The sequence below is a fragment of the Peribacillus sp. NJ4 genome (assembly GCF_030348345.1).
Taxonomy (GTDB): Bacteria; Bacillota; Bacilli; order Bacillales; family DSM-1321; genus Peribacillus.
Genome location: NZ_JAUCFQ010000001.1, coordinates 48,726 through 60,000, shown reverse-complemented (window position 1 = coordinate 60,000; position 11,275 = coordinate 48,726). Strand labels below are relative to the sequence as shown.

Below are 11,275 nucleotides of genomic sequence, written 5' to 3'. Positions count from 1 at the left end.
GTAGCGGCGAGCGAAACGGAATTAGCCCAAACCAAGAGGCTTGCCTCTTGGGGTTGTAGGACACTCAACATGGAGTTACAAAGGAACGGGGTAAATGAAGTGATCTGGAAAGGTCCGTCAAAGAAGGTAAAAACCCTGTAGTTGAAACTTCGTTCCCTCCTGAGTGGATCCTGAGTACGGCGGGACACGAGAAATCCCGTCGGAAGCAGGGAGGACCATCTCCCAAGGCTAAATACTCCCTAGTGACCGATAGTGAACCAGTACCGTGAGGGAAAGGTGAAAAGCACCCCGGAAGGGGAGTGAAATAGATCCTGAAACCGTGTGCCTACAAGTAGTCAAAGCCCGTTAATGGGTAATGGCGTGCCTTTTGTAGAATGAACCGGCGAGTTACGATTTCATGCGAGGTTAAGTTGATAAGACGGAGCCGCAGCGAAAGCGAGTCTGAATAGGGCGAATGAGTATGAGGTCGTAGACCCGAAACCAGGTGATCTACCCATGTCCAGGGTGAAGTTCAGGTAACACTGAATGGAGGCCCGAACCCACGCACGTTGAAAAGTGCGGGGATGAGGTGTGGGTAGCGGAGAAATTCCAATCGAACCTGGAGATAGCTGGTTCTCTCCGAAATAGCTTTAGGGCTAGCCTCAAGATGAGAGTATTGGAGGTAGAGCACTGATTGGACTAGGGGCCCCCAACGGGTTACCGAATTCAGTCAAACTCCGAATGCCAAATACTTATTCTTGGGAGTCAGACTGCGAGTGATAAGATCCGTAGTCGAAAGGGAAACAGCCCAGACCACCAGCTAAGGTCCCAAAGTATACGTTAAGTGGAAAAGGATGTGGAGTTGCTTAGACAACCAGGATGTTGGCTCAGAAGCAGCCACCATTTAAAGAGTGCGTAATAGCTCACTGGTCGAGTGACTCCGCGCCGAAAATGTACCGGGGCTAAACGTATCACCGAAGCTGTGGATTGACACCATTAGGTGTCGATGGTAGGAGAGCGTTCTAAGGGCGTTGAAGTCAGACCGGAAGGACTGGTGGAGCGCTTAGAAGTGAGAATGCCGGTATGAGTAGCGAAAGAAGGGTGAGAATCCCTTCCACCGAATGCCTAAGGTTTCCTGAGGAAGGCTCGTCCGCTCAGGGTTAGTCGGGACCTAAGCCGAGGCCGAAAGGCGTAGGCGATGGACAACAGGTTGATATTCCTGTACCACCTATACATCGTTTGAACGATGGGGGGACGCAGAAGGATAGGGTAAGCGCGCTGTTGGATATGCGCGTCCAAGCAGTTAGGCCGGAAACGAGGCAAATCCCGTTTCCATTAAGGCGGAGCTGTGATGGCGAGGGAAATATAGTACCGAAGTTCCTGATTCCACGCTGCCAAGAAAAGCCTCTAGTGAGATGTAAGGTGCCCGTACCGCAAACCGACACAGGTAGGCGAGGAGAGAATCCTAAGGTGTGCGAGAGAACTCTCGTTAAGGAACTCGGCAAAATGACCCCGTAACTTCGGGAGAAGGGGTGCTTTTTAGGGTGAATAGCCCGGAAAAGCCGCAGTGAATAGGCCCAGGCGACTGTTTAGCAAAAACACAGGTCTCTGCGAAGCCGCAAGGCGAAGTATAGGGGCTGACACCTGCCCGGTGCTGGAAGGTTAAGGGGAGAGGTTAGCGCAAGCGAAGCTTTGAACCGAAGCCCCAGTAAACGGCGGCCGTAACTATAACGGTCCTAAGGTAGCGAAATTCCTTGTCGGGTAAGTTCCGACCCGCACGAAAGGTGTAACGATCTGGGCACTGTCTCAACGAGAGACTCGGTGAAATTATAGTACCTGTGAAGATGCAGGTTACCCGCGACAGGACGGAAAGACCCCGTGGAGCTTTACTGCAGCCTGATATTGAATTTTGGTACAGCTTGTACAGGATAGGTAGGAGCCTGAGAAGCCGGAGCGCTAGCTTCGGTGGAGGCGTTGGTGGGATACTACCCTGGCTGTATTGAAATTCTAACCCGCGCCCCTTATCGGGGTGGGAGACAGTGTCAGGTGGGCAGTTTGACTGGGGCGGTCGCCTCCTAAAGAGTAACGGAGGCGCCCAAAGGTTCCCTCAGAATGGTTGGAAATCATTCGTAGAGTGTAAAGGCACAAGGGAGCTTGACTGCGAGACCTACAAGTCGAGCAGGGACGAAAGTCGGGCTTAGTGATCCGGTGGTTCCGCATGGAAGGGCCATCGCTCAACGGATAAAAGCTACCCCGGGGATAACAGGCTTATCTCCCCCAAGAGTCCACATCGACGGGGAGGTTTGGCACCTCGATGTCGGCTCATCGCATCCTGGGGCTGTAGTCGGTCCCAAGGGTTGGGCTGTTCGCCCATTAAAGCGGTACGCGAGCTGGGTTCAGAACGTCGTGAGACAGTTCGGTCCCTATCCGTCGCGGGCGCAGGAAATTTGAGAGGAGCTGTCCTTAGTACGAGAGGACCGGGATGGACGCACCGCTGGTGTACCAGTTGTCTTGCCAAAGGCATAGCTGGGTAGCTACGTGCGGACGGGATAAGTGCTGAAAGCATCTAAGCATGAAGCCCCCCTCAAGATGAGATTTCCCATGGCGCAAGCTAGTAAGATCCCTGAAAGATGATCAGGTTGATAGGTCAGAGGTGGAAGCGTGGCGACATGTGGAGCTGACTGATACTAATAGATCGAGGACTTAACCAACGCTTTTTAAAAAATGAAATACCTTCTTATTATCTAGTTTTGAAGGAACAACGTTCCTTTATTGTTTGGTGGCGATAGCGAAGAGGTCACACCCGTTCCCATTCCGAACACGGCAGTTAAGCTCTTCAGCGCCGATGGTAGTTGGGGGTTTCCCCCTGTGAGAGTAGGACGCCGCCAAGCCATTTCTAAGATCAGCCATCTGGCTGGTCTTTTTTTGCTTAATGAAAAGAAAAACCATTGGATATGAAGGGTTTATCAATTATGGAAACTTTTATAAAGACATACACGTAATGAAAATCTTCATCATACATTGTTAAAAGCATCCCGGGTTCTCTTAAACTATTTAAATTAATGTATGCGAACAATGGTTTTTGGGGAGAATGCAGGTATGGAGGTGGAGATGTTGGGAACAACAACAATCAAAACAACGGCAGGGGAATCGTGCGTGGTTTGTGAACAAATAAAAGGGCTGGGAATACATCTATATACGACTTTTATTTGTGAGGAATGCGAAAGGGATATGATCGGGACGGATACGAACGATCCCAAGTACAAATATTACTTAAAGCAATTAAGAAAAATCACTAATCCTGAAATATTTTCATGAAAAAATAGTTTATGGAAAGTTGAAGAGTCAGAGAATAAAGAAATGGATTGTTTTCTTTATTCTCTGACTCTTTTTTTAGTACTTTAGAAGAATGCTTGGCAACAAGCTGCATGTTTCTGTAGGTTCCCTCCAAACAGACTGTTGGGAGATATATAATTGCCTTTCTGTCGAAGCAATATGAGATAAATTTGAACTTATTTGATAAAATGAAGGAATACTATGATTTGAGGGAAGAGATAAATGAATCAATCACAGACACCATTGTTCGATGCAATGAGTGCTTTTTATAAAAAAAGGCCAATATCCCTGCACGTCCCAGGACATAAAAATGGTTGGGTATTTAGTGAAAAGGGCCAAGCGCTGTATAACCCACTGCTTGGTATAGATGCCACGGAGCTAAGCGGTTTAGATGACCTGCATGCTCCAGAGGGAGCGATTTTAAAGTCCGAGCAACTACTCGCTGAATTATATGGAGTAAAGAGGAGTTATTTTCTGATTAACGGGTCAACCGTAGGTAACATTGCGATGATTCTTGCTACTTGCCGCGAAGGTGATAAGGTGCTTGTCCAAAGAAATTGCCATAAATCAATTTTACATGGATTGATGTTAGCGAATGTACAACCTATTTTTTTACAACCGGTTTTTTATGAGAAATGGGGCATTGCTGGCGGTGTAGGATCAAAATTAATTGAAAAAGCCTTGAGTGCCCATCCAGATGTAAAAGCCATCGTTGTAACCTATCCGAATTATTATGGTCTTGGTGAAGACTTGACGGAAATGGTTAGACTTGCACATCAAAAGGGAATCCCGGTGCTGGTGGACGAGGCACATGGCGCTCACTTTCAGTTAGGGAGTCCGTTTCCTAAAACAGCCATCTTGGCAGGGGCAGATGCCGTTGTCCATTCAGCGCATAAAACACTGCCGGCTATGACGATGGGGTCGTATCTTCATGTCAATTCATCCTTAGTTGATGTGGATCAAGTATCATTCTATTTACAAATGCTTCAGTCGAGCAGTCCATCCTACCCGATTATGGGATCGCTCGACTTAGCCAGGGCCTACTTAGCCGCTTTTACATCAGAAGATAAAATATCCCTTATTAAAAAGATATCAGATTTCAGAGGGGAATTAGGTTCCCTACAAACAGTAAGGGTGCTGGAGGCACCACTAGGTACTTCAGCAGACCCATTGAAAGTAGTCATTCAATCAACAAGTCGTTTAAGTGGGTTTGAGTTACAGCAGCTATGTGAAACAAAAGGCATTTTTACAGAATTAGCTGATCCTAATAATTTATTGATGATTTTACCCTTATTAAAAATGAGTACCGATTTTCCTTTTCATGAAATCGTTCAAAATATAAAAAGTGCCACTAAAGACAGAACCGGAAACGGGGAAGCAGATCTTGGGGTTAGCTGGCTTGAAGGAAGGTCAATGACAGGTCTAGAAATGCCATATTCCGTCATGAAGCATAGTAAGTCGAGACCTGTTCTATTAAGGAAAGCAATAGGAAAGGTCTCAGCGGAGATGGTGATTCCTTATCCGCCGGGAATCCCTTTAATTATGTCCGGGGAAATGATTACTCCGGAGCATATAACCAATTTAAGGAGACTGGTTGAACTGGGATCAAGGTTTCATGGCGGTTCCTCCCTTTCAAACGGAGAGTTGATCGTTTATGAAAGCGGGCAGGCTGGTTAAAATGATATACTACAAACAAAGAACCTTGGAGGTACATCGATGAAACGCGGTATTTTTATAACAATGGAAGGGCCCGAGGGTGCTGGGAAAACAACAATTACCCAAATGCTTGGCAAGGCTCTGCAACAAGTAGGCTACCAAGTGCTATTAACGCGTGAGCCAGGAGGAGTCCCCATTTCAGAACAAATTAGGGAAGTGATCCTTAATAAGGATAATACAGCTATGGATTCGAGAACAGAGGCTTTATTATATGCAGCTGCAAGACGTCAGCATTTAGTGGAAGTGGTCATGCCGGAGTTGGAACGAGGGGGAATTGTCCTCTGTGACCGATTTATAGATAGTTCTCTAGCCTATCAAGGCCATGCAAGGGGCTTGGATATTGAAGAGGTTTATAATATCAATAAATTCGCAATTGGAGATATGATGCCGGATGCCACGTTCTTTTTTGATATCGACCCAGAAGAAGGATTGAGGCGTATCCAGTCCAATGGAGAACGGGAAGTGAACCGGCTGGATCTTGAAGCCCTGGATTTTCATAAAAAAGTTTGTGACGGGTATCAGTTCATTATAAATAGATGGAAAGACCGTTTCATTATCGTGGATGCAGGCGGGACAATTGATGAAGTTTTTGAAGAAACGAAAGCAGGTTTGTTAGATTTTTTAGAAAAAGCTGGAAAATGAATATAGGTTTCCATATTATTCAACCGAATACTATTCCAGGCAAAGACTAGTTGCTATAATGGAGTTAGGAAAAATTCAGAGTAACCGGAGGATGATGAGAATGAAAATGATCATTGCTGTCGTTCAAGACAAGGATAGTCATCGCCTGCTGAATGAATTAGTGGAAAATAATTTCGGAACAACCAAGCTAGCCAGCACTGGCGGGTTTTTAAAATCAGGTAATACGACCTTTATGATTGGCACCGAGGATGAACGTGTTGATCAAGCCATCCAGATCATCAAACAGAATTGCCAGTCACGATCCCAGTTAGTATCACCGGTTTCACCGATGGGCGGGAATGCCGAGTCCTATGTACCTTATCCAGTGGAGATTCAAGTAGGCGGTGCGACCATTTTTGTACTGCCGGTCGAAAACTTTTTACAATTTTAACGGTTAGTTGCAGGGAGGTTCATTATGAAAATCAACCATGATATCCCTATTAAGCTTGATAAATCCCGACAGGATGCCAAACAGTTTCAAACCGGAAATGGGAGATTTCAACAAATGGTCCAAACACAGGATCAAAAGATGCAAATCCAAACATTAAACCGTTTGATAGGCGATATTGAAGGTGCGGGCCAGCGTTTGGTGAGGTCACGTACTTTTAGGGAATTGGCAAAATATAAAGCATTGGTGAAACGGTTTGTAAAAGAAGCTGTTGAATATGGACTGGAACTGAAGCAATCCACGAGCTGGAACCAATTTGGACAGAGCCGGCCGTTGAAAACCGTGGAAACGATAGATGCAAGACTAGTTCAGTTAAGCGAGGAAATTCTTAATAAAGAAAAAAGCTCGCTTGAAATATTGGAAATGATAGGTGAAATTAAAGGGCTTCTGATTAATTTATATACTTAAGTGAGTTGATGGTTTTGGATAAAACATGGCAGGACATGAGTCAAATTCAGCCGCAGGTAATGACGATGCTGCAAAACAGCATAATGAAGAACAGAGTGGCTCATGCGTATTTATTTGAAGGGGAAAAAGGTACAGGTAAGCAAGATATAAGCAAGACCTTTGCCAAAAGCTTACTATGTGAAGCCCCGACAGCAGGTTATAAGCCATGCGAACTTTGCCGGAATTGCAAACGGATTTCAAGCGGGAATCATCCTGATGTCCATTTGATTGAGAGAGACGGTCTCTCGATAAAGAAAGAACAAATTAAGGGGCTCCAAGAAGAATTTTCGAAAAAAAGCGTAGAGGCCGATCGAAAGGTTTATATGATTGCAGATGCAGACAAAATGTCGGTGGGGGCCGCCAACAGTCTATTGAAATTTTTAGAAGAACCTTCGGCCGATACCGTTGCCATATTGATGACTGAACAGATTCAGAGGATTCTACCGACCATATTATCAAGATGCCAAGTGATTTCATTTAAGCCATTATCCCCGGAGAATGTGAAACGGAAGCTGATGGAACATGATTTAGAACCACAGCTTGCCTCGGTAATCTCGCATATAACACAGAATGTGGAAGCCGGAATCGAGCTTAGTCATGATGAATGGTTTGTACAAGCTCAAAAAATAGTGGTAAAATTATATGAAGTGTTAAAACTTAATTCCTTGAAGGCATTGTTGTACCTTCAGACGGATTGGTTTGCACACTTTAAAGAAAGAGAACAGGTTGACAGAGGTCTTGATTTGTTACTTCTTATATATAAGGATTTATTATACATTCAGTTGGACAAAAAGGACTTCGTTGTGTTCCAAAATAAACTGAAGGAATTTGAAACTCACGCTCTTCATCTTTCCCCAAGACGCCTTGCTGAACATATGGGTTGTATTTTGGAAGCAAAAAGGAAGCTGATGTCCAACACGAATCCACAGCTGTTGATGGAACAGCTTGTGCTGAATTTGCAGGAGGGATCATGATTTGTATGATGTTGTAGGTGTCCGTTTTAAAAAGGCGGGCAAAATATACTACTTTGATCCGGGCGAATTCGCTATTCCTAAGGACGATTTTGTAATAGTGGAGACTGTCCGCGGTGTTGAATTCGGTAAAGTTGTTACAGCCCGTAAACAAGTAGATGAAAACGATGTTGTCCTGCCATTGAAAAAAGTGCTTCGGGTCGCTGATGCAAAAGATAAGCTTATAGTTGACGAGAACAAAGCGGCTGCAGAAGAGGCTTACTCTATATGTTGTCAAAAGGTTGTTGAGCATAAGCTGGATATGAAGCTGGTTGATGTGTCATATACTTTCGACAGAAATAAAGTCGTGTTTTATTTTACAGCGGATGGTCGCGTGGATTTCCGTGATTTAGTCAAAGATTTAGCTGCCATATTCAGAACTCGTATAGAACTGCGCCAAATTGGGGTCAGGGATGAGGCTAAGATGCTTGGTGGCATCGGGCCTTGTGGCAGAATGCTTTGTTGCTCCACATTTCTTGGTGATTTTGAACCGGTTTCCATCAAAATGGCGAAGGATCAGAATTTATCACTAAACCCTACAAAAATCTCAGGATTATGCGGTCGATTGATGTGCTGTCTGAAATATGAAAATGATGAGTATGAAAGTGCGAAGGAAATGCTTCCTGATTTAGGTGAAATGATTAATACGCCTGGTGGCAAAGGCAAGGTAGTGGGGCTTAATATTCTAGAACGCGTACTTCAGATTGAACTAATCGAGCAGGAAAGAGTATTAGAGTATACTCTAGATGAGATTCTAAAAGAGGGAGCCGTTTCTATTCAAGCCACAGATTATTAAGGTGGTGGGAGAGCGTGGATAAGAAAGATATATTTGAGTCGGTGACCAATATGGAAACCCAGATAGGCCAATTATATAAGCAGCTTGGAGAATTGAAGCAGAACTTAGCTGAAATACTAGAGGAAAACCAGTCGCTCAAGCTGGAGAACGAGCACTTGCGCCAACGGTTAGGCCTTGTGGAAGTAAAAAGCGCGCCTGCTGCAGTAAAGGTTAAACAAAAAGTGAAAAACCGTACTGCTAGTTCGGACAAGGTTATGGATATCGGGGAAGGCTATGATAATTTAGCCCGTATCTATCAAGAAGGCTTTCATATTTGCAATCTGCATTTCGGCAGTTTGCGAAAAGAAGGGGATTGCCTGTTCTGTTTATCTTTTTTAAACAAGAAGTGATAATGGAATAATATAAAAGATGTTCCATCTCTTTTACGTGATAGTGGACCGTTTACAATATATAGTGATTCGGGGTCTGACGCATACTATGAGTCAGGCCCCTTTTTGTTCGATATGAATGTCGTAGCATGGACCCTAAACATGCTTTTTCGATACATAATTAGGAGGGTAACAGCAATGGTAGAACTTAAAGGAGATGAACGCCTGGATTATCTATTGGCTGAGAATTTAAGGATCATCCAGAGCCCATCGGTGTTCTCTTTTTCATTAGATGCCGTTTTATTATCAAGGTTCGTAAATGTCCCGATTCAAAAGGGGAAAATCGTAGATCTTTGCTCAGGGAATGGGGTCATACCTTTACTGCTGAGTACAAGAACAAAAGGGGAAATTACGGGTGTTGAGATTCAAGCGCGGTTATATGACATGGCCCAGAGGAGCATGGACTATAATGGCGTATCCTCCCGGATCAAGATGATTCATGGGGATATAAAAGAGATTCCAAAACAGATAGGGTATAGCAAATATGACGTTGTTACTTGCAATCCACCCTATTTCCCGACGCCATCTATCGAGGAAATAAATAAAAATGAGCATTTTGCAATTGCCCGGCATGAAATAATGTGTAATCTTGAGGACGTCATACGTGTTTCAAGTCAGTTGCTACGTCAAGGTGGGAAAGCGGCATTCGTTCATAGACCGGGCCGTCTTATGGATATCCTCCATTTAATGAGGATGTACAGAATTGAACCGAAGCGGCTGCAGTTCGTTTATCCAAAAAGTTCAAAGGAAGCGAATACGATTCTTATTGAAGGGATAAAGGACGGTAACCCCGATTTGAAGATTCTTCCTCCGCTCGTTGTGTATAATGATCAAAATGATTATAATCCGGAAATCAGAAGGATTTTATATGGAGAGGAATAAGCATTATTTTTATGTTTTAAAATGCAGGGACGGCAGCTATTATGCTGGGTATACAAATAATCTGGATCGCAGGATTGATGCCCATAATCAAGGCAGGGGGGCAAAGTATACGCGAGGGCGGACCCCGGTTGAACTGATTTACCATGAAGTTTTTGAAACACAGACAATGGCCATGCAGGCTGAATACCAGTTTAAGCAATTAACAAGAAAACAAAAGCAAAAGTGGATGGCAAAGGAGGATACATGATATGTGGCAGCAAAAGAGTTTTGAAAAAGAAGGGTTGGAGCCAGCTCTTTATCTGGTTCCTACACCGATAGGAAACCTTGAGGATATGAGCTTTCGGGCTCTAAGAATCTTAAAGGAAGCTGATGTCATTGCTGCTGAGGACACGCGAAATACGAAGAAATTATGTAACTACTTTGAAATTTCGACACCTATCGTCAGCTACCATGAACATAATAAGGAATATAGCGGGAAGCAGATGCTCGAGAGGCTTCGAGCAGGAGAGGTAATCGCATTGGTAAGTGATGCTGGATTGCCGACGATATCCGACCCGGGATATGAACTGGTCAAAGATGCCATTGCCGAAAAGTTTAAAGTCATACCGTTGCCGGGGGCCAATGCTGCATTAACTGCATTGATTGCATCGGGACTCATTCCGCAGCCTTTTTACTTTTATGGCTTTTTACAACGGGGAGCAAAAGAAAAAAAGCAGGAGCTGGAAAAATTAAAAAAAATGGAAACGACTTGGATCGTTTATGAATCGCCACATCGATTGAAAGAAACGTTGAAACATATGCATGAAATTTTAGGTGACCGCCGTATAGTTTTATGCCGCGAATTAACCAAGAAATTTGAAGAATTCATTCGGGGGACGGTGAGTGAAGCGTTGACTTGGGCAATGGAATCCGAGATTCGCGGTGAGTTCTGTTTAATAATAGAAGGTGGGCAATGGTCGGATGATGAACCTGAAGAATCTTGGTGGATGGCCCTTGATATAGTCGGTCATGTAAATCATTATATAGAAGCCAAGCAGTTCACTTCCAAGGACGCAATCAAGCAGGTCGCAAAAGATCGGAATATACAAAAGCGCGATGTATATCAAGCGTATCACATTGATATACAATGATAAATAAGCATAAAAAAACTTCCGAAAATCGGAAGTTTTTTATTATATCAATTATTTAGAAGTAGTGAAGTTTTGTTGAATTTCTTGGATAAGTAATTCTGCACCTTCACGACTAAGAATCAATTTACCATTAGCAAGTGTAAGGTTGTTATCGGAAACTTCACCAGTAACTTGGCAAGTCATGTTTGGTTTGTATTTTTTCAGGATGATGCGCTCGTCATCAACATAGATTTCAAGAGCGTCTTTCTCAGCGATACCCAATGTACGACGAAGTTCGATTGGAATTACCACCCGGCCTAACTCATCAACTTTACGAACAATACCTGTAGATTTCATTTTTAAAAATTCTCCTCTCAGTTACAATCTAGTACCCTATTTCTATTTTTTTCGCCAATATTCGACAAATTTTTTTATAAATTTAT

At 43.8% G+C, this 11,275-nt stretch carries 12 protein-coding genes and 2 rRNA genes (1 of these 14 running past the window's edge); 13 read left to right on the top strand and 1 reads right to left on the bottom strand.

The genetic code is table 11. The features are described 5' to 3' along the window. From QUF94_RS00310 to rsmI, 13 genes are all read left to right on the top strand, one after another. Positions 1-2,690: ribosomal RNA gene (locus QUF94_RS00310) — 23S ribosomal RNA — on the top strand; it begins 243 nt to the left of the window's first position. Positions 2,691-2,754: 64 nt separating this feature from the next. Next, positions 2,755-2,870 (top strand): 5S ribosomal RNA (rrf, locus tag QUF94_RS00305). 208 nt (positions 2,871-3,078) lie between these two features. Then, positions 3,079-3,297, top strand: coding sequence for a sigma factor G inhibitor Gin (locus QUF94_RS00300; protein ID WP_289314112.1), 219 nt, complete (start codon positions 3,079-3,081; stop codon positions 3,295-3,297). 240 nt (positions 3,298-3,537) lie between these two features. Next, positions 3,538-4,992 (top strand): aminotransferase class I/II-fold pyridoxal phosphate-dependent enzyme, encoded by a 1,455-nt coding sequence (locus tag QUF94_RS00295; RefSeq protein WP_289314111.1) that lies wholly within the window; start codon positions 3,538-3,540, stop codon positions 4,990-4,992. A 39-nt stretch (positions 4,993-5,031) separates the two neighbouring features. Next, a complete protein-coding gene (tmk, locus tag QUF94_RS00290; protein ID WP_289314110.1) occupies positions 5,032-5,673 on the top strand; it encodes a dTMP kinase in 642 nt (213 codons plus the stop codon). Between the two features lie 100 nt (positions 5,674-5,773). Then, the gene (locus tag QUF94_RS00285; RefSeq protein ID WP_061440312.1) at positions 5,774-6,103 is read left to right on the top strand and encodes a cyclic-di-AMP receptor; all 330 of its coding nucleotides are present in this window, start codon (positions 5,774-5,776) and stop codon (positions 6,101-6,103) included. Positions 6,104-6,127: 24 nt separating this feature from the next. Then, positions 6,128-6,568: a YaaR family protein gene (locus QUF94_RS00280; protein ID WP_289314109.1), complete on the top strand. Its 441-nt coding sequence runs from the start codon at positions 6,128-6,130 to the stop codon at positions 6,566-6,568. 8 nt (positions 6,569-6,576) lie between these two features. Next, a complete protein-coding gene (gene holB, locus QUF94_RS00275; protein ID WP_483313625.1) occupies positions 6,577-7,581 on the top strand; it encodes a DNA polymerase III subunit delta' in 1,005 nt (334 codons plus the stop codon). 1 nt (position 7,582) lies between these two features. After that, positions 7,583-8,413, top strand: a complete 831-nt coding sequence (locus QUF94_RS00270) for a PSP1 domain-containing protein (RefSeq protein WP_061440314.1) — start codon at positions 7,583-7,585, stop codon at positions 8,411-8,413. A gap of 14 nt (positions 8,414-8,427) precedes the next feature. Then, positions 8,428-8,802: a DNA replication initiation control protein YabA gene (gene yabA / locus QUF94_RS00265; RefSeq protein ID WP_289314107.1), complete on the top strand. Its 375-nt coding sequence runs from the start codon at positions 8,428-8,430 to the stop codon at positions 8,800-8,802. A 177-nt stretch (positions 8,803-8,979) separates the two neighbouring features. After that, positions 8,980-9,723 (top strand): tRNA1(Val) (adenine(37)-N6)-methyltransferase, encoded by a 744-nt coding sequence (locus QUF94_RS00260; RefSeq protein WP_289314106.1) that lies wholly within the window; start codon positions 8,980-8,982, stop codon positions 9,721-9,723. Further along, positions 9,710-9,970 (top strand): GIY-YIG nuclease family protein, encoded by a 261-nt coding sequence (locus QUF94_RS00255; protein WP_289314105.1) that lies wholly within the window; start codon positions 9,710-9,712, stop codon positions 9,968-9,970. Before QUF94_RS00260 ends, QUF94_RS00255 begins: the two co-directional genes overlap by 14 nt. A 1-nt stretch (position 9,971) precedes the next feature. Next, complete coding sequence (rsmI, locus tag QUF94_RS00250) at positions 9,972-10,853, top strand: 16S rRNA (cytidine(1402)-2'-O)-methyltransferase (RefSeq protein WP_289314104.1); 882 nt, start codon at positions 9,972-9,974, stop codon at positions 10,851-10,853. Between the two features lie 51 nt (positions 10,854-10,904). On the opposite strand, the gene QUF94_RS00245 is transcribed toward rsmI, so the two are convergent. Then, positions 10,905-11,189 carry a transition state genes transcriptional regulator AbrB gene (locus QUF94_RS00245; RefSeq protein WP_057915383.1) on the bottom strand — a complete coding sequence of 95 codons (285 nt, stop codon included), beginning with the start codon at positions 11,187-11,189 and terminating at the stop codon, positions 10,905-10,907. Positions 11,190-11,275: the final 86 nt, after the last annotated feature.